Source organism: Halobacillus sp. Cin3, assembly GCF_947311855.1.
Taxonomy (GTDB): domain Bacteria; phylum Bacillota; class Bacilli; order Bacillales; family Halobacillaceae; genus Halobacillus; species Halobacillus kuroshimensis.
In genome coordinates this window covers 375039-393397 of the sequence record NZ_CAMZMV010000003.1, presented here as the reverse complement: position 1 = coordinate 393397, position 18359 = coordinate 375039, and the positions used below count along the sequence as shown (strand labels likewise).

General features: G+C 48.8%; 17 protein-coding genes. 2 read left to right on the top strand and 15 right to left on the bottom strand.

All coding sequences use genetic code 11. The annotated features are described in order from the left end of the window. Window positions 1–2: 2 nt before the first annotated feature. The 4 genes from QMA39_RS12595 to QMA39_RS12580 form a co-directional block, all read right to left on the bottom strand. On the bottom strand, window positions 3–1148 hold the full coding sequence (locus tag QMA39_RS12595; protein ID WP_027954699.1) for an acyl-CoA dehydrogenase: 1146 nt from the start codon (window positions 1146–1148) through the stop codon (window positions 3–5). A gap of 22 nt (window positions 1149–1170) precedes the next feature. Continuing rightward, a complete protein-coding gene (locus QMA39_RS12590; protein WP_281658944.1) occupies window positions 1171–2022 on the bottom strand; it encodes a 3-hydroxybutyryl-CoA dehydrogenase in 852 nt (283 codons plus the stop codon). A gap of 13 nt (window positions 2023–2035) precedes the next feature. Further along, window positions 2036–3223 carry an acetyl-CoA C-acetyltransferase gene (locus QMA39_RS12585; protein ID WP_027954697.1) on the bottom strand — a complete coding sequence of 396 codons (1188 nt, stop codon included), beginning with the start codon at window positions 3221–3223 and terminating at the stop codon, window positions 2036–2038. A 153-nt stretch (window positions 3224–3376) separates the two neighbouring features. Beyond that, window positions 3377–5509 carry a (Fe-S)-binding protein gene (locus QMA39_RS12580; protein WP_281658943.1) on the bottom strand — a complete coding sequence of 711 codons (2133 nt, stop codon included), beginning with the start codon at window positions 5507–5509 and terminating at the stop codon, window positions 3377–3379. A gap of 195 nt (window positions 5510–5704) precedes the next feature. Here QMA39_RS12580 and cls point away from each other — a divergent pair, with 195 nt between their 5' ends. After that, the gene (gene cls, locus QMA39_RS12575; protein WP_281658942.1) at window positions 5705–6895 is read left to right on the top strand and encodes a cardiolipin synthase; all 1191 of its coding nucleotides are present in this window, start codon (window positions 5705–5707) and stop codon (window positions 6893–6895) included. Window positions 6896–6898: 3 nt separating this feature from the next. Here the strand turns inward: cls and QMA39_RS12570 are convergent, their stop codons facing one another. The 6 genes from QMA39_RS12570 to speE all read right to left on the bottom strand — a co-directional run bounded on the left by QMA39_RS12570 (window position 6899) and on the right by speE (window position 11673). Next, window positions 6899–7081 (bottom strand): XapX domain-containing protein, encoded by a 183-nt coding sequence (locus tag QMA39_RS12570; RefSeq protein WP_027954694.1) that lies wholly within the window; start codon window positions 7079–7081, stop codon window positions 6899–6901. Between the two features lie 147 nt (window positions 7082–7228). Beyond that, entirely contained in the window at window positions 7229–8896 is a 1668-nt protein-coding gene (gene argS, locus QMA39_RS12565; protein WP_281658941.1) for an arginine--tRNA ligase, read from the bottom strand. Then, window positions 8893–9333 (bottom strand): DUF1934 domain-containing protein, encoded by a 441-nt coding sequence (locus tag QMA39_RS12560; RefSeq protein ID WP_027954692.1) that lies wholly within the window; start codon window positions 9331–9333, stop codon window positions 8893–8895. The genes argS and QMA39_RS12560 overlap by 4 nt, the downstream gene beginning before the upstream one ends. A gap of 88 nt (window positions 9334–9421) precedes the next feature. Further along, window positions 9422–9871 (bottom strand): hypothetical protein, encoded by a 450-nt coding sequence (locus QMA39_RS12555; RefSeq protein ID WP_242520290.1) that lies wholly within the window; start codon window positions 9869–9871, stop codon window positions 9422–9424. Window positions 9872–9964: 93 nt separating this feature from the next. Next, on the bottom strand, window positions 9965–10837 hold the full coding sequence (speB, locus tag QMA39_RS12550) for an agmatinase (RefSeq protein WP_281658940.1): 873 nt from the start codon (window positions 10835–10837) through the stop codon (window positions 9965–9967). A gap of 5 nt (window positions 10838–10842) precedes the next feature. Then, a complete protein-coding gene (speE, locus tag QMA39_RS12545; protein ID WP_281658939.1) occupies window positions 10843–11673 on the bottom strand; it encodes a spermidine synthase in 831 nt (276 codons plus the stop codon). Window positions 11674–11846: 173 nt separating this feature from the next. On the opposite strand from speE, the gene QMA39_RS12540 reads away from it, so the two are divergent. Next, complete coding sequence (locus QMA39_RS12540; RefSeq protein ID WP_281658938.1) at window positions 11847–13898, top strand: PBP1A family penicillin-binding protein; 2052 nt, start codon at window positions 11847–11849, stop codon at window positions 13896–13898. Window positions 13899–14472: 574 nt separating this feature from the next. Here the strand turns inward: QMA39_RS12540 and QMA39_RS12535 are convergent. From QMA39_RS12535 to QMA39_RS12515, 5 genes are all read right to left on the bottom strand, one after another. Beyond that, window positions 14473–14814 (bottom strand): YolD-like family protein, encoded by a 342-nt coding sequence (locus QMA39_RS12535; RefSeq protein ID WP_027954687.1) that lies wholly within the window; start codon window positions 14812–14814, stop codon window positions 14473–14475. A 162-nt stretch (window positions 14815–14976) separates the two neighbouring features. Then, on the bottom strand, window positions 14977–15519 hold the full coding sequence (locus QMA39_RS12530; protein ID WP_027954686.1) for a YwhD family protein: 543 nt from the start codon (window positions 15517–15519) through the stop codon (window positions 14977–14979). An 87-nt stretch (window positions 15520–15606) separates the two neighbouring features. Beyond that, window positions 15607–16176, bottom strand: a complete 570-nt coding sequence (locus QMA39_RS12525; protein WP_281658937.1) for a GNAT family N-acetyltransferase — start codon at window positions 16174–16176, stop codon at window positions 15607–15609. Window positions 16177–16455: 279 nt separating this feature from the next. After that, entirely contained in the window at window positions 16456–16956 is a 501-nt protein-coding gene (locus tag QMA39_RS12520; RefSeq protein WP_027954684.1) for a YwgA family protein, read from the bottom strand. Window positions 16957–16969: 13 nt separating this feature from the next. After that, on the bottom strand, window positions 16970–18265 hold the full coding sequence (locus tag QMA39_RS12515; RefSeq protein ID WP_027954683.1) for an HD domain-containing protein: 1296 nt from the start codon (window positions 18263–18265) through the stop codon (window positions 16970–16972). Window positions 18266–18359: the final 94 nt, after the last annotated feature.

Below are 18359 nucleotides of genomic sequence, written 5' to 3'. Positions count from 1 at the left end.
TCCTAATCTCTCACCAGATGATTGCCGATGACGACACGCTGGACTTCGCTCGTTCCTTCGTATATCTCACACACTTTTGCATCTCTGAAAAACCGTTCCACCGCATAGTCTTCTGTGTATCCGTAACCTCCATGGACCTGAACCGCTTCAATGGCTGCTTTGACTGCCGTCCGGGAAGCGATCAGCTTAGCGATCGACGCCTCTTTACTACACGGCTTTCCTAATGCCTGCATCGAAGCGGCATTGTAGACCAGCAGTTTGGAAGCTTCGACTTCCGTGGCCATGTCTGCCAATTTGAAAGAAATCCCCTGCAGATGAGCGATCGGGCGTCCGAACTGCTCCCGTTCTTTTGCGTAGGCGGCGCTATGCTCCAAAGCGGCCTCCGCAATCCCGAGTGACTGGGCGGCGATTCCGATTCTCCCGATATTCAAATTGGAGAGGGCGATTTTATAGCCTTCCCCTTCTTTCCCAAGGAGCTGGGAAGCTGGAAGCTCACAGGCATCAAAGTTCAAAGAAACCGTACTGGACCCATGCATGCCCATTTTCCTTTCCGCTTTTCCAATCGAAAACCCAGGCGTGCCGCGCTCCACAATAAAAGCGCTCAAGCCTTTACTCGGAGACACTTCGGGGTTCGTCCGCGCGAAAACAATGAAGGTATCTGCACTGCCTCCATTCGTAATGAACACCTTGGAGCCGTTGAGGATGTATTGATCTCCCTTTTTCTCAGCACGCGTCTTCAGGCTGCTGGCATCACTGCCGGCGCTCGGTTCCGTCAAGGCGAAGGCACCTAAGTATTCGCCCGATGCGAGTTTCGGGATATATTTGGATTTCTGTTCTTCCGATCCGAAATATAAAATCGGGTGGGTCCCCACTGATGTGTGTACAGATAATATGACACCAAGGGTCGCACTTACTTTAGATAGTTCATGAATCGCAATGATATAGGAGGTATAATCCATCTCAGCTCCTCCGTATGCTTCAGGGATCGGTATCCCCATTAAACCAAGCTCCCCCATTTTAGGAATCAATTCTTCCGGGAAGCGGTCTTCCTTCTCCATACGTTCGACGGCCGGTGCCACCTCATTCTGAGCGAAATCCTGTACCATCCGGCGCATCATTTTCTGTTCATCTGTCCATTGAAGCTCCACGGTCATCTCCCCTTTTCATCAGTTATTCATAGATGTAGAAACCGCGGCCGGATTTCTTCCCGAGCCATCCGGCTTTGACGTATTTGCGAAGAAGCGGGCAAGGCCGGTATTTGCTGTCGCCGAATCCTTCACGAAGGACCTCCATGATATAAAGGCATGTATCCAGTCCGATAAAATCAGCGAGTGTCAGTGGTCCCATTGGATGGTTCATCCCAAGTTTCATCACAGCATCAACATCTTCCGGCGAGGCGACGCCTTCATGGACGGTGTAAATCGCTTCATTGATCATCGGCATCAAAATTCTATTGGAAACGAAACCCGGAAAATCCTCTACCTCTACCGGTGTCTTCTGAAGTTTTTCAGCCATTTCCCTCACAGACGCATACGTGTCATCGCTCGTCTGAATCGCCCTGATGATTTCCACCAGCTTCATGACCGGGACCGGATTCATAAAATGCATGCCGATTACTTGGTCCGGACGCTTCGTAGCTGCAGCGATTTCCGTTATCGGAAGAGAAGAGGTATTGGTCGCCAAAATAGCATGAGGTTGTGTGATTTCATCCAGCTGCTGGAACACATCGATCTTCACCTTCATACTTTCCACGACGGCCTCAATGACGAGATCGCAGTCAGCGGCCTCCTGCAGGTCGGTCGTATATGTCAGATGCTCCAGCATCTCCTCACGTTTGCCATCGGTCATCCGGCCCTTCTCAACAGCTCTTTCCAGGCGCTTTTCGATCCCGGCCTGCCCTTTATCCAATGCTTCCTGCTCTCGATCATTCAATTTCACATGAAGACCAGCCTGGGCAAAAACTTGAGCAATACCTGCGCCCATCTGCCCTGCGCCGATGACCATGACTTTATTTATTGACATCCGTATGTCCCCCTTATTGTTTCGGTACTTCGATGAGAACGGCATCGCCCTGGCCGCCACCTGAACAGATAGCTGCGATCCCTGTGCCGCCGCCCCGGCGTTTCAGTTCATAAGCCAATGTCAAAAGGATACGGGCTCCGCTGGCCCCGATCGGATGGCCAAGAGCAACGGCTCCACCGTTGACATTCACTTTTTCCGGATCCAGACCGGCGATTTTCCCACTAGCCAGGGATACAGCAGCAAATGCCTCGTTCACTTCAAACAGATCGATCTCATCGATGGTTTTTCCGGATTTTTTCAACAGCTTATTGATAACAAGTCCCGGTGTCTGCGGGAAATCCTGCGCCTCCACAGCAATCTCATCATGGGCCAGAATTGCTGCCAGCACAGATGCTCCGGTTTCTTCAGCTTTTTCCTCCGACATTAAAACCATGGCACAGGCCCCATCATTGACACCCGGTGCATTTCCGGCTGTAATCGTTCCTGTCTGGTCGAACACCGGCCGCAGCTTAGATAACGCTTCGATTGTTGTGCTCTTTCGAGGAGCTTCATCCTGATCCACAACGACAGGATCCCCTTTGCGCTGGGGGATTTCCACTGACGTTATTTCTTCTCCCAGCTTTCCATCTTCCGTGGCCTGAACAGCACGCTGATGACTGCGGTACGCCCACTCATCCTGAGCCTGACGTGTCAGTTCATACTGTTCGGCTGTCCGGTTGCCGTAATTGCCCATATGGACGTTCTCGAATGAACAGGTCAATCCGTCATGCACCATCATGTCTTTCACAGACGCATCCCCCATCCGAAGACCCCAGCGCGCTTTCGGCATGAAGTATGGGGCATTGCTCATGCTTTCCATTCCGCCGGCGACGATGATTTCTTCTTCTCCAAGGCGGATGAACTGATCACCCATCGTGACACTCCGCATGCCGGAGGCACACACTTTATTGACGGTTTCTGTTTTCACATCCCAGGGGATTCCAGCTTCACGGGCCGCCTGTCTGGAAGGGAGCTGTCCCTGTCCTCCCTGAAGAACGCTCCCCATAATCACTTCGTTCACATCCTCCGCATGAACCTTCGCCTTCTTCAACGCTGCTTTGATCGCGATACCGCCAAGCTGTGCCGCTGTCAGAGGTGCAAGAGCCCCTCCGAATTTCCCAAATGGTGTCCGTGCTCCATCCACGATGACTGTTTTACGCATTGTCATTCCTCCTCTTATTGATAACGCTTACAAAAATGACGATTGAACGCTCGCTCAACATCGTCCCATAAGGAAAGTGTACATAAAATACTGTACACTTTCCACAATTTTTCAATCATTCTGTCATTTTTTCGTTTTTAAACAAACGTTTAATTAAGCCGTTTTTTCCTCTGTGCTCTCAAAAATGGACTTCGCCAGAATTTCTGCTATATCCATCGTGCTGACCTCTTCTTCCACTTCCTTCGCTTTTGTTCCATCTGACAGCATCGTCAGACAGAATGGACATCCGCTGGAAATCATCGTAGGCTCCACCTCAAGCGCCTGCTCAGTCCTGGCTACGTTCACACGATTCCCTGATTTCTCCTCCATCCACATCATACCGCCTCCGGCTCCACAGCACATCCCGTTTGAACGGTTCCGCTTCATTTCCACGACTTCGACCCCCGGAATCATCTCCAGAACTTCACGCGGCGGCTGATAGACTTCGTTGTAGCGGCCAAGATAGCAGCTGTCGTGATAGGTGATTTTTTCTTTCACCACTCCCTGGGGATTCAAGCGCCCTTCTTTCAACCATTCCGCAAGCAGCTCGGTATGATGGTACACTTCTGCTTCCAATCCAAAATCCGGATACTCATTTTTAAAGATGTTATACGCATGTGGATCGATCGTAATGATCTTCTTCACATCATTTTTCTCGAATTCCTTCATGTTCTTCTCCGCCAGCTCCTGGAATAGGAACTCATTCCCCATGCGGCGGGCTGTGTCTCCGGAGTTCTGTTCTTTGTTTCCAAGGATGGCGAACTTGATGCCTGCTTCATTCATCAGTTTCGCAAACGCCATGGCGATTTTCTGGCTCCGGTTATCGTATGAGCCCATGGAGCTGACCCAGAATAAGTATTCGAACTCTTCCCCTGATTTTTTCAACTCTTTCACTGTAGGAATATGAACATCTTCATCCAGCTCTCTCCAGTCTTCTCTTTCCTTCTTGGAAAGTCCCCATGGGTTCCCCTGGCGCTCAATGTTCATCATGGCACGCTGGCCATCGGCATCCATTTTTCCTTCGGTAAGAACGAGGTAACGGCGCAGATCGATGATTTTATCAACATGCTCGTTCATAACCGGGCAGGCATCCTCGCAGTTCCGGCAGGTCGTACAAGCCCACAGTTCTTCTTCTGTAATGACATCACCGATCAGGCTCTTGTTCTGGACCGCTTCCAGCGTGGCTGCGGCCTCATCTGTCCCGTGGCTTCGGGCCATTTGAGCGAGTGTATTCCCTTCTGTCCCGGAAAATGCGTAGGCTGGCACCCACGGGGACTGACCTGTAACAGCGGCTCCTTTTTCGGTAAGGTGGCCCCGGAGCTTCACAATCAGATCCATCGGTGACAGCATTTTCCCGGAACCGGACGCAGGACACACGTTTGTACAGCGGCCGCATTCGACACATGCATAAAAATCAATCATTTGAAGCTGGTTGAAATCCTCAATCTTTCCAACCCCGAAGGATACATCTTCTTCATCGGCATCTTCATCCATTTCAAAATCAATGGACTTCAATTTCCCCGGCGGCTCCTCACGACTCAAAAAGACATTCACAGGTGCAGCAAGAAGGTGGGCGTGCTTGGACTGCGGCACGTAGACAAGGAAGGTGAGCAGGGTCAATAGGTGAATCCACCACATGACAAAGAATACCGTAATGGCTACAGGTTCCGGCACCCAACCGAAAGCGCTTGCAATAACGCTCGCAACAGGTTCTGTCCATGCTCCTTCATGGGCATGCCAGATCATACTCATGCCGTTTCCAACGAGGACGGTTACCATCAGTGTTCCAATGAAAATCAGGACAAGTCCGGCTTTAAATCCGCGCTTCAGACGGACAAGCTTTTCAATGTACCGGCGGTGAAATGCCCAGATAACGGCGGTCAGAATGGTTAACGTCACCAGCTCCTGGAAAAACGTAAAGCCGGCGTAAAAAGGGCCGAGCGGAAGATGGGCATCCGGCACAAGTCCTTTATAGATAAAATCAATCGCTCCGAATTGGACGAGAATAAATCCATAAAACATCATAACGTGAATGATTCCGGATTTCTTATCCTTGAGCAGTTTCTTCTGCCCGAATACATAAATCCAGATTTTGCGTAATCGTGACTTCAGCTGTTTGTCATACTCGAATTTTTTTCCCAGTTTGATATAAGCGATACGAGTCTGAACCACACGGACAAATAAATAAAGTCCATAGATCAGTACACCAAGGAACAAAATCCAGTTTGCGACCAGCAGTGGATTCATAGGTTTTCCCCCTCTTTGTTGTCATCGCACGAAGCGATTTCCCTTTTCTCCGATCAGAAACTTTAAATTTTCTGAATCTTATAGCTTAACTATAAATTATGAATGAGCATTCAGTCAATATATTTTCTGTAATTTTCCTTTTGAAAAGGTCGAAAAAGGGGAAACTAGGAGGAAGAGTTTTTTAGGAGGCATCTTATGTTCTACATTATTCTACTATTACTAGCAGCCACTCTTATTTTCCTGCTTTTCCTGGATTTTAAATTGGGAAGGTCCCGGCATCATAAACAGGCCCGTACCATTCCCCTGGAGGAAACGACAGGCAGCTATCATTTATATAAGAACGGATCCCGGCTGTATGAGCAGCTTTTCCGGGATATTTCCGAGGCAGAAAAACAGGTGGATGTTTATTTCTTTCTTATAGAAAATGATTATATTGCGGATAATTTCCTTCAGGTGCTCAAAAACAAAGCGGCCGAAGGTGTCCCCGTCCGCCTGATGGGCGACCGTGTGGCCAGCTTTAAAATTACAAAAAAGCGTCGCAGCGAACTTGAAGAGGCAGGGGTGCGCTTCGCTTTTGCGGAAGTACCTGGTTTCCCTTACTTCTTCTACCGCCTTCAACGAAGAAACCACAGAAAAATCACCGTCATTGATGGAAATATCGGCTATGTCGGTGGTTTTAATGTCGGAAAGGCATATATCGGAGAATCGTCAAAATTCGGGGATTGGCGGGATTACCACATCCGTGCATTCGGTCCGGTCGTTCATCAGCTCCATACAATTTTTCTTGATGACTGGTACTTGGCGACAGGAGAACAAGATACCCCCTTCCCCCCTTCGGATACCGAGCATCCGTACCGGATGAGGATTGTAGCGACAGACGGCGTAGAGCTTGAAACAGAATTTAAGAAAATGATTGATTCTGCCGAGCAGGAAATTTTAATCGGTACGCCCTATTTCATTCCCACGCCTACGCTTCAGGATGCTTTAAAGAAAGCATTGAAACGGAACGTCTCGCTGCATATTATGATTCCGATGAAAGCGGACCATGCGTTTGTAAAGGAAGCAGCAGTGCCGTATTTAAAAGAGCTGAAGCAGACCGGTGCTGACATACGCTTCTTTGATGCAGGCTTTTATCACTCAAAGGTCATCATGATTGACGGGCAGTTCGCCGATATTGGAACGGCGAACTTTGACCGGCGCAGCTTTTTCCTGAATAAAGAAGTGAATACCTACGTGTATGACGAAGCTTTCATCCAGGACTTGAGAGATGTCTATTTTGAGGATGTCGCGGATGCTGTTCCTTTCGATGACCGTTGGCTGAAAAAACGCTCGCTTGGAACGAGAATCAATCAAAAGATTGCTGTTCTGCTCCGCCCGTTTTTATAGACGTCATTTAAACAACTCTGTGAACACCGGTCCGATCCACCCATACACTTTAAACCCAAGATAAATGCCAATGATACCGGCCACTCCCGCAAAGGCGGGCGGTGCCGGTATCGGCAGTTTTACAGCAGCAAATAATAACCCGACAACGAAACCGGTCAGTAATGCCAGCAGCACTTCTTTTCCCACATGGATTCCTCCTTCTTCCGTCCTTTTCGTATATCATGTACTTCTTTCTCCACTCCATTCATCATTCCCTTTTCCTTATGACTGCGCACATAAAAAAGAACGCCTCTGCCTGATGATGCAGAGACGCCCTTTTCCTATTCTATGAGATTACATTTGATTTGGTGCAGAAACACCAACAAGTTTCAGCGCGTTGTTCAATGTGATCCGTACAGCCTTCATTAAGGCAATTCTTGCCGCTGTGCGCTCCGGATTGTCGCCATCCAATACTTTCACGGCATTGTAGAAGCTGTGGAGGGCAGAAGCCAGATCAAAGGCATATTGGGTAACCCTGTGCGGGGTACGTTTGTCGGCCGCATCCGCTACAACCTGCGGGAATTCCCCAAGCTTCTTCAGCAGGTCTTCTTCCTTCTCAGCCGTTAACCAGCTGTTATCGTAGTTCTCTTTCATGAGCCCTTTCTCTTCCGCCTGCTTCAACATCGTGCAGATTCTTGCGTGAGCATACTGCACGTAGTACACAGGGTTTTCATTGGACTCGGAACGGGCAAGGTCCATATCAAAGTCCAGATGGGAGTCACTGGAACGCATGGAGAAGAAATAGCGCATCGCGTCGACACCGACTTCCTCCATCAGCTCTCTAAGTGTGACCGCTTTTCCGGTACGCTTACTCATTTTCACCTTTTCGCCGTCCTGGAACAAATTGACCATCTGGATGATTTCTACTTCCATCGTATCTTTTTCATAACCCAGTGCCTGGATGGCTGCTTTCATACGTGGGATGTAGCCGTGGTGATCCGCTCCCCAGATGTTGATGAGCGTATCAAAACCGCGGTCCAGCTTGTTTTTGTGATAGGCAATGTCAGGCGTCAAGTACGTGTATGTGCCGTCATTTTTAATAAGGACTCGATCCTTATCATCGCCGAACTGTGTCGTTTCAAACCATGTGGCATCATCTTTATCATACACGTATCCTTGATCTTTAAGGACTTTCAAGGCGTCTGTAATCTGGTCACCCTGATACAGGGAGGTTTCAGAGAACCATTCATCAAATGGCACACGGAATTCTTCCAGATCGGTCTTGATTAGGTTCAAAAGGAACTTCAAACCATATTCACGGCAGAACTGAAGACGCTCTTCCTGCTCGGCTTCCGCCCATTTTTCACCGGTTTCTTCCGCGAGCTTTTCTCCGAGCTGGATAATATCTTTACCGTGATAGCCATCTTCCGGCATGTCCCAGTCACGGCCGAGCGCCTGCATGTAGCGGGCTTCAAGAGACTTCGCCAGATTCATCATCTGGTTTCCTGCATCATTGATGTAGTATTCACGGGAGACGTCGTAGCCGGCTGCATCCAATACGTTGCACAAGGAATCACCGACAGCTGCTCCACGGGCGTGTCCCAGGTGAAGGGTTCCCGTCGGATTGGCCGAAACGAACTCAATCTGGATTTTATGACCGTCTCCGCTGTTGGTGCGTCCATATGCATCGCCGGCAGACAGTACAGAAGGCACAAGTTCCGTCAAATACTGATTGTTCATGTAAAAGTTAATGAAGCCCGGGCCTGCGATTTCAATTTTTTCAATGGATGCTTTCGAATGGTCGAACTGCTCCACCAGTTCAGTAGCAATCGCACGCGGGTTCTTTTTCGCTACACGCGCCAGCTGCATGGCCATATTGGTGGCATAGTCCCCATGAGCTTTATCCTTCGGCTGTTCAAGCACCACTTCCGGCATTTCTTCTTCTCCGGCAAGCCCCGCTGCCAGCACAGAACGCACAATTTCTGCTTTCAGGTTCTGTTCCATTTGTTCAACGATATTCATGAATCGCTCTCCTCCTCAAACGTCAACGTCAAGCTGTGCGCCTGCGTCACCTCGTGATTTAACGTCATCGTATAGTTTAAAAACAGTCGTCCCTGCACGGATTCTTCCAGCGGGGTGTAGTTCATTTCTTTCGTGTAGGTTTTCATATGAAAATCACCATAGGTGTGGTGATATAGATTCTCTGTTTCCATCAAAGGTTTAAAAACCTGGCGCATTTCCACACCGCCGGTACGCTTGATGCTTACATGCTCCGGTTTGATCGTCACCATTGTATGGACAGGCTCACCGTCTTCCGGGTGCTCCGTAAAGGTCAGCACCTGCGTACTGCCGCGGACTAAAAAACGGCCGGTCTCTTCGATTTCCATGGTCTCTCTGCGATCTTGATCCTGGATTTCGGTAACAAGCTGGACCTGGATGTCTTTTGCATTTGCAGGCATGTTTCTCCACCTTTTCTTTAACAGTTTTACGAACGAGTTATAACTAATCCATTATAAAAATTTCAGTTTAAAAACGCAAGCGCTGGTATCAGGAACTTGTCAGCAGACGAACATACCTCTCTATATCATCCACATAGGAAACGTGTGCCGGAACGGACCATGCGGTGTATACCACAAGGATGGCCAAAACAACCGCCGCGTACCACTTAAAGGCTAGATATTTCTTAAACGGACGCTGTGCAGGAGCAGCGATAAACAACAAGAGAGGCAGAAGAACAGCGGTCACACCAAGGTCCACGCTCCATTGCTGCCTTTCTTCAGAAACCGCCAGCTGGAAGAGCAGGATATTGTTGATATTCCCTTCCCTCTCCACTTCCATTTCTTCCTTATTCCATAATCCTTGTTCAATCGTCAGGGTGTTTTCATTCAATGTATAGCTGTAATTTGATGGGTTCCATTCCCCTGCAAAAGTGGCGGTGAAGAGAGCCACCATCACCAATGCATAGGCCGAAATGAGACCAATCCCTTTCTTTGTCAAAATGAAACGCTCCTTTATTCATGATTTCAGGCCCCGGGCCTGAAAATAGAAAAGCCACCGTGATCATCACAGCGGCTTTTCCTATTCTATCATTTATTGAACAAACCCTAAAAGCATTTCACGCATCAGTTTGCTGGCAGCAATCTGTGTTTTTTCCGAATGATCATAGGCCGGTGCTACTTCCACCAAGTCAGCCCCTACGATATTCATCTCACTTCCTGCCATGGCATGAATGGCCGCAAGCAGTTCCTTAGAAGTAATGCCGCCCGCTTCAGCCGTTCCTGTTCCCGGTGCAGCGGCGGGGTCCAGCACATCAATATCAATCGTGACGTAAACCGGACGCCCGGCCAGTTCAGGAAGAACCTTCTGCAAAGGCTCCAGTACATCGAACTTGTACAAATGCATACCGGATTCAGCAGCATATTGGAACTCTTCCCTCATACCGGAACGGATACCGAAGGAGTAGACGTTTTCCGCTCCGATGAGCTCACACGTCTTCCGGACCGGCGTGGAATGGGAAAGCACCTCTCCCTCGTATTCCTCCCGAAGATCCGCATGGGCATCAATATGAATGACGGCAAGGTCCGGGTATTTTTTGTAAACGGATTGAATGACCGGCCAGGAGACAAGGTGCTCCCCGCCCATCCCGAGCGGGAACTTGCCTTTTTCCATCAGTTCATCCATATAATCCTCAATGATATCAAGGCTTCGGGCTGCATTTCCGAATGGCAGCAGCAGATCGCCTGCATCATGATAGCTTACCTCTTCCAAATGACGGTCCAGATAAGGACTGTATTCCTCAAGGCCGATGGAAGCTTCCCTGATCCGGTTCGGGCCAAATCGGGAGCCCGGACGGAAGCTGACCGTCCAGTCCATCGGCATGCCGTAAATCACAGCGTCCGCTTCTTCCTCTGAAGCTCGGCTCATAATGAATACTTTTCCAGAGTAGGCTTCATCAAACCTCATGAATGTCACTCCTTCGTCAAGTCTTTCACAAATTTCGGCAGCGCAAAGCAGGCTTGATGGATTTCTTCGGTGTAGTATTTCGTATCCAGTTCCGTGAAACGGTCTTCAGGAACCTGAAGGGGATGATGCGTCTTGCTCCCCATCGTGAATGTCCACAGTCCGCTTGGATACGTTGGAATGTTAGCCGTATACACGTGGGTAATCGGAAATGTTTCTTTCACATCCCCGTACACCTGACGGATCAGGTCTGCCTTGAACCACGGGTTGTCTGTTTGCGCGACAAAGATGCCATCCTCTTTCAATGCTTTAGCAATACCCTCGTAAAAGCCCTTGGAAAAGAGGTTCACAGCAGGTCCGACCGGTTCTGTGGAATCAACCATGATGACATCGTATTCGTCACGGCTTTGTGCGATGTGCATGAATCCATCATCTACTTTGACCTCGACACGTTCGTCTTCAAGCATTCCTGCGATGGACGGCAGGTACTTTTTCGAATACTCGATGACCTTCCCATCAATTTCCACAAGAGTGGCTTTCTTCACACTTTCATGCTTCAGGACTTCCCTTATCACACCACCGTCTCCGCCGCCGACAACCAGCACATTTTCAGGGTGGGGGTGGGTGAATAAAGGAACATGGGCGACCATTTCGTGATAAACGAATTCATCCTTCTCCGTCGTCATGACCATATCATCAAGCACGAGCATATTTCCCCATTCTTCTGTCTCCAGCATTTCCAATTCTTGAAAATCTGTTTTCTCTTTATGAAGCGATCGATTCACTTTCGCTGTAATCCCGAAATGATCGGTCTGTTTTTCTGTAAACCATGTACCCATGAAGCATTTCTCCTTTTCATCTATACATCGGCCGGTGGCAGGGCGCCCCCTCCATACCGGTATTTAAAAAGCAAACAAGAAGTTTATTTTACTACGAATTCTCCCATAATAATAGCAGTCTTTCGTTTCGGTGAACACAAAATTTTCTCTTTATAGTTGGGAGTATAAACAAGATGTGGTCATTTATCAAAACTTCTTACAAATGGCTGATCATCAGCCTGAAACTGACGGGAGCCGCCGCCATCCTCGGTCTTATCGCTCTCATTGCTGTAGTTATGACGGCGATTATCCAGGGCCCCCCATCCTTGACGACTGAACAGAATACACTCATCTACGGAAGCAGTGGAGAGGTGATTGGGGAGGACAAAGGGGCTGAGGAAAGGTACTGGATCGCTATCGAGGACATGCCCCAGTCGATTAAGGACGCCACGCTTGCCATTGAAGACCGGCGGTTTTACAACCATTTCGGTTTCGATTTCAAACGGATTGCGGCCGCTGCCTTAACCGATTTAAAACAAATGCGTATGGCTCAGGGAGCAAGCACGATTACCCAGCAGTATGCCCGCAACCTATATCTTTCGCATGATAAAACATGGAAACGCAAACTCTATGAAGCGATGTATGCCCTGCGACTGGAAATCTTCTATAACAAAGACGAAATTTTAGAGGGTTACCTGAACACCATTTATTACGGCCACGGGGCCTACGGCATTGAAGCCGCAAGCCGCCACTATTTCAGTAAGAATGCCGGGGAACTTTCCCTCACAGAAGCCTCCATGCTTGCCGGCATACCGAAAGGGCCCAGCTACTATTCTCCTCTGAACAATGAAGAGAAAGCCGTATCCAGGCAGGGACAAATTTTAGCGGAGATGGAGCGCCACGGATACATTACTTCGATAGAAAAAGAGGAAGCTGTGGAAGCGAGCTTGAATTATGCGGATGGTCAGAATGAAAAGATACAGGAAACCGCTCCCTATTTTCAGGATGAGGTCATTTCCGAAGCAGCCCGGCTGCTGGGCGTCGACAGAGAAAGCATCCAGACCGGTGGATACCACATCCATACGACTCTTAATGAAGAACATCAGGACACATTGGAAGAAATGGCCGCCCGGCATCTTCCTGACGGCCATGACGTCCAAACCGCCGCAGTCGTTATGGACAGCCGCACCGGCGCTGTCACCGCACTGATCGGAGGCAGGAATTATGAGGAAAGTCCGTTCAACAGAGCGGTGCAGGCAAAACGACCGATCGGATCCACCATTAAGCCGCTGCTTTATTACAGTGCCCTGGAGTCCGGAGAATCGCCGGTCACGATGCGCGAAAGCAAGCCGGTTGAATTCCCTGTCGAAGGAAAAAGCGATCCGTATGTTCCCACCAATTTCAATGATCAGTATGCGGATAAGCCGATAACGATGGCTCAAGCTCTTGCTGTATCCGATAACATTTATGCCGTATCCACCCATATGGACATCGGACCGGAAAAGCTTGTCGAAACGATGAAAACGTTTGGTCTAGAGGGGGCTTTTGAACCCCACCCCTCTCTTGCACTGGGCTATTCATCCATATCCTTGTACGATATGATCACGGCGTACGGGAAGATGGTCAAAGGCTCTGACTCTCTCGAAGGGCATACAATTAAAAAAATTACCGACCGGCATGAACATGTCTTATATGAATATGAACCGGTCATTTTAAAAGACGACCCTGTCGATCAGGAAACGGCCTTTACCGTCACCCATATGATGACAGGCATGTTCGATCCAGCCCTTGATGCCTCCTACGCTTCTGTTACAGGCACACCTGTTAACGGAAAGCTGACCCGGATGTACGGAGGCAAATCGGGAACCACAGATACGGACAGCTGGATGATCGGTTTCAGTCCGCAATTCGTTACGGGTGTATGGATCGGCTACGATGAAGGGGGACGCCCTTTGGAAACGTTCAATGATCACCGATATGCCAAGTCCATCTGGGCGGATACAATGGAGGACATTCACGAAACTCTCCCTTCAGCGGCTTTCGTGCCTCCACCAGGTGTGAAGGGGGTATACATTGACCCTGATACCGGATACCTTGCCGGCCCTGACTGCCCTCAGGAACGGCTCGTCTTTATGGAAAAGGCAGACATACCGAAGAAAGTGTGCGGAGGCAGTGAAGAAAAGGATATCAATGATGAATTCGAGGACGACCCATGGTTCAAAGATGTCGTGGACTGGTTCTTCTAACCAAAAAAACGGCTGACCTTCAGCCGCCAATAGAAATAATGCACGGAGAAAGTTCTTGTGGTCCAGTGATGCTTATACACAAGGAAACGTGTTCTATCCCTATGTTTTTGCAGTATCAACAGGGCTGATCTTCTGTTAAACAGAAGGTCAGCCCTGTTTTCAACTCACCATTATGGGAAGGTCACGAGAAGCGTTCGGTGGTGACGCCTGCGGGACCAGCGCGAGCCGAAGATCCACTTGGGCAGGTGGTTTTCCTGCCCAAGTTAGCTGAGGCCGTGCCCGCGGCAAGCATCCACCGATAAGCGGAACGTGACCGTTAACACCACACACTCCTTACTTCAAAGAATAACGTAGCCTGACCCATAACCACGTTCATCCATAAAAAGGAATGGTCGGAGCTGGAACGATAATAAAAAAGGACAGAGAAAACGACCGGTCACAAGCCGGTCGTTTTCTCTGTCCTAGTCAAACATGTACAATCCATGTATTACTTAATATATTACCCCGTCAAAGGTTCGTCAATACGAATCACAGAGATCTGTCCGTATTTTATGAACATTCCGGTAAATCAGGCTCAGGCGATCGTTAAATCAATGATATCCTCCAGGGGAAAGCGGACCTGTTCCTTCGTTTCCCAGTGGATCCCTTTGACAACTCTTTCCCACCGGCTTACCTCCTGGACCTTCAGCAGACATTCTTCATAATCAAATCCATTATGGACCCTCAGACGGACGGTTAAATCATCCTTCACCGCCCTCTGCAGCAAAAAGTCGATTTCCACCGCCTTCTGTTCATCAATGATGCCCTTCTCCACGCGCTGATCCTCTTTCCACAGCTTTTTCACCATCTCCACATGTTCCGGCAGCATCAAAGACGTCCACTTAATGGTTCCTCGATCCCGATTACGATTATCCATCATGCCCCTCCTCAATCACGAACATTTGTTCTTATTCTATCATAAAAAAGGACAGCGTAAACTGGAAGTTACAGGAGAAGTGAAAAAAAGATCCCATTCACCAGAATGCCGGAAAAAACGAGGCATAAAAAAAGCCGCCGGTTGTCCCGACAGGCTTTTTTCTTATGAAACGCCTAACGCAGCCTTCAATTCCTGAGCCGTATTTTCCCAGAGCTCCGGTTTGAATTCACGAAGGTATTCTCCGAGAATTTTTCTGCTCTTTTCATCCACGTGCTCGACGACAAAGCGCCCTTTTAACGATTTGTCCATATGATTCACGTGCTCCGGCATCAGCTTATACCCTCGCTTGATGGAACGATCGACGATGATTTCACTGGCAGCCACTCCGTAGTAGCAGGGATTCCCTCCGCGGTAATCCACCGTCACCCAGGCAATCCAGTAATGAAGGCCATTGGCCACTACGTCTTTATCTGTGATGAATTTGATCCGCTTCTCCACTTTACTGCGGGCATGAAGCGCCCCCATATCCACATAAGCTTCTTCTTCATTGGGATCGACGATGACCGGGGTCATGTTTTCAAGACTGATGGAGCCGACCCCGTAGCCGCCGTGCCCGTCTGTCGCGTCATCTTTAATGATCGTAAATTGATTTTTCTTCTTATCACTGCTGTCACTATTTTTCTTAAACTGATCGAATTCTTTCATGATTCAGCGAACCTCCTTTACAAGCCCGTACGTTTTGCTCCTATTTTAACATAGAACCACCGGGATGGTGGAGTGAAAGGGCAGCGGTCACTCCTCCTTATTGGTCAAACGTTTGTTCAAGACCTGGTATTCTTCCCTCAGCATAGAGAAGACAACCGTATCCTGAAACCTCTTTCCATCAAAATCCGTCTGACGGAGTGTCCCTTCCTCCTGGAACCCATATCGTTCAAGAAGTTTCCTCGACCCTTGATTTTCTGCAAATATATCTCCGACGATTCTGTTCAGCTGCAGCTCCTCAAATCCATACCGGAGAATGACGGCCATCAATTCAGACATGACACCTGAACGCTGATACCCGGCAGAGATGACTACTCCCATCTCCGCTTTCCGATGCCAGTGATGAAGCTTATGAAACCGGAAAAATCCAATAACGTCTCCACTCCGGTCTTCGATCACCCAGGGGATTTCGCGCTTCTCTTCATAAGCCGTCAAGTACGCTCCAACCTGTTTTCTCATCTCCTCAATATTCTGAACCGGATGGGGCGTGATATACTTCATCGTTCCGCCGTCCCCCATGAACGGGAACAAAGACACGGCGTCTTCTTCCCGCAGGCCCCGAAGACGGTAATGCTCGCTATGTAATGAAGGTATGGCCATTTTCTCATCCTTTCCCAGGCAGTCCTGATCTTCCCTGCAAGCTTTTTCCTCCAGGAGCATAAAAAAGACTGCCCTCCACACATACGCTCGGGCCAGGTGAAGGGCAATCTAACGGCAGTAACGCAGTCCCCATCGTTCTTTCCAATCTAAGAAACTGCGCTCAATTTTTTCTTTTCTCGATTCATACATCCATTTCCCTTTCGCACGTCGTCTGCGCGGAGCGTGACCACCCACACGACATACAGACAACTCCAATGGACACGTACTTTTCATTCCTATCTAATGCATACCGCGGATCGTTTCGATGAAGGTCCAGCCTTCTTCAATGTCCTCGTCTGAATAATTCTGGGCACTCTTGACTGTAAACACTTTTTCGGCGACCTCTTCTTTCGGCAGGTCCTCAAAGAAAAGCATCGTTGAAACGAGCTCTAAAAACCTTGAGCTCCGTTCATTCATCAGATCAATGTGCTGATTCAAAGGCGGCAGGTCCATTTCATAATGCTTGAGAAAATCGCGGCCGCTGTCCGTCAGCTGATAGCGGTACTGGTAATAATTCTTTTTTTCTTCTCTCGTTTCCGTTACAAATCCCAGGTTGCACATTTCCTCTACCCGGAGCGTCAGTTCCTCTGAATAGGGGCCGTAAAAGTGGAATTGGTACCGTTCCTCAAATGGGATTTCACACTTTTTCAAGATATAGATCATCTTCTGCAGTTTCTTCCTTCCGACGATTTCTTCCGTGCTTGAAAAAAACTGCATCAACTTCGCATGATTCTCCAACATGGAGGTTCACTCCTTATCCAAACAATATTTCCATAATCCGCTTCTTCGTTTTACTTCGATTGGACATTTCCTCAAGGCGGTCGAGAGGAATATACAGCTTATGATCCGTCCGTTTCTTCCCGGAAATCGACTCGACGATATCTGAAAGTCTGGACAGCTCCTTCAGTTCACCGCTTGGCTGCAGCAGATGAATCGGCAGGCGCTCCCCCTCTTCGCCGGGGCGGTAGAAATCATAAGGCAGGTCGGAACTGGAATCCACGACAAGATAATAATCCGGGTTCAATCCCGCTTTGGTGAACAGCTTATACAGCTCCATCCATTCATTCATCTGGGCATTCGGATTGAATTCGATGTATTTGAACAGCCGCCGGTTCACAAACCGCTGGCAGAGGTCACTCAGCACATCGTCCTCTTCTTCCATCCACATCTGGAAATAGTAAAGCACAACGGCTTCATCTAAAGCTAAATACTCCTTCAAGCTCGGTTTCCCTTCAAAAAAGGAAAGGAAATGGACCGGTTCCAGCTTGAATGTATAGCCATCGTCATACAGCTCTTTTGCCCGGTGCAGAATCTTCGTCAAAATGACTTCTGCACTGCGGGTGACCGGGTGGAAATAAACCTGCCAGTACATCTGGTACCGGCTCATAATGTAATCTTCCACCGCATGCATGCCGCTTTCCTTCACTACGACCTGATCTTCCATCGGACGCATGACTCTGAGAATCCGCTCCATATCGAAATGACCATAGCTGACCCCCGTGAAGTAAGCATCACGCTGCAGGTAATCCATCCGGTCGGCGTCAATCTGGCTGGAAATCAAACTGACCACCAGCTTATTTTCATACGTTTTGTTAATGACATCGGCGACCTTTTTCGGAAATCCTTTTTCCACACGGCGGAGAACTTGATTGACCTCCGTATCCCCAAGCAGGATCGCCTGGGTGAATTCCTCATGATCCAGTTTGTACACTTTCTCAAAGGAATGGGAGAACGGGCCGTGGCCGAGGTCATGCAGAAGAGCCGCACAAAGACAGAGCAGTCTCTCCTCCTGGTTCCAATGCGGGCGGTCCTTGAAGTTCTCAATGATCCGCCTCACAATTTCATACACACCGAGCGAGTGGTTGAAGCGGCTGTGCTCTGCTCCATGAAACGTCAAATAGGAGGTTCCCAGCTGCTTCACACGTCGCAGCCGCTGGAATTCAGACGTTCCGATCAAATCCCATATGACCCGCTCCCGTACATGGACATACCGGTGAACCGGGTCTTTAAATACTTTTTCTTCACTTAGTTTCTCATCACGATAAGCCATCCGCTTGTCCTTTCCTGACGACATTTTTAACTATTATATACCTTTATATCCGACAAAAAAACGTCTTGACAGACAAAAAATGACAGGGGAGAGG

Bases quoted from the DNA above. Each gene is read 5' to 3' on its own strand.
- QMA39_RS12530 (WP_027954686.1), bottom strand. From the start codon at position 15,519: ATGAAAGAATTCGATCAGTTTAAGAAAAATAGTGACAGCAGTGATAAG.
- QMA39_RS12560 (WP_027954692.1), bottom strand. From the start codon at position 9,333: ATGCCTGCAAATGCAAAAGACATCCAGGTCCAGCTTGTTACCGAAATC.
- cls (WP_281658942.1), top strand. From the start codon at position 5,705: ATGTTCTACATTATTCTACTATTACTAGCAGCCACTCTTATTTTCCTG.
- speB (WP_281658940.1), bottom strand. From the start codon at position 10,837: ATGAGGTTTGATGAAGCCTACTCTGGAAAAGTATTCATTATGAGCCGA.
- QMA39_RS12515 (WP_027954683.1), bottom strand. From the start codon at position 18,265: ATGGCTTATCGTGATGAGAAACTAAGTGAAGAAAAAGTATTTAAAGAC.
- argS (WP_281658941.1), bottom strand. From the start codon at position 8,896: ATGAATATCGTTGAACAAATGGAACAGAACCTGAAAGCAGAAATTGTG.
- QMA39_RS12525 (WP_281658937.1), bottom strand. From the start codon at position 16,176: ATGGCCATACCTTCATTACATAGCGAGCATTACCGTCTTCGGGGCCTG.
- QMA39_RS12580 (WP_281658943.1), bottom strand. From the start codon at position 5,509: ATGAATCCACTGCTGGTCGCAAACTGGATTTTGTTCCTTGGTGTACTG.
- QMA39_RS12585 (WP_027954697.1), bottom strand. From the start codon at position 3,223: ATGCGTAAAACAGTCATCGTGGATGGAGCACGGACACCATTTGGGAAA.
- QMA39_RS12590 (WP_281658944.1), bottom strand. From the start codon at position 2,022: ATGTCAATAAATAAAGTCATGGTCATCGGCGCAGGGCAGATGGGCGCA.
- QMA39_RS12535 (WP_027954687.1), bottom strand. From the start codon at position 14,814: ATGGATAATCGTAATCGGGATCGAGGAACCATTAAGTGGACGTCTTTG.
- speE (WP_281658939.1), bottom strand. From the start codon at position 11,673: ATGGGTACATGGTTTACAGAAAAACAGACCGATCATTTCGGGATTACA.
- QMA39_RS12540 (WP_281658938.1), top strand. From the start codon at position 11,847: ATGTGGTCATTTATCAAAACTTCTTACAAATGGCTGATCATCAGCCTG.
- QMA39_RS12520 (WP_027954684.1), bottom strand. From the start codon at position 16,956: ATGTTGGAGAATCATGCGAAGTTGATGCAGTTTTTTTCAAGCACGGAA.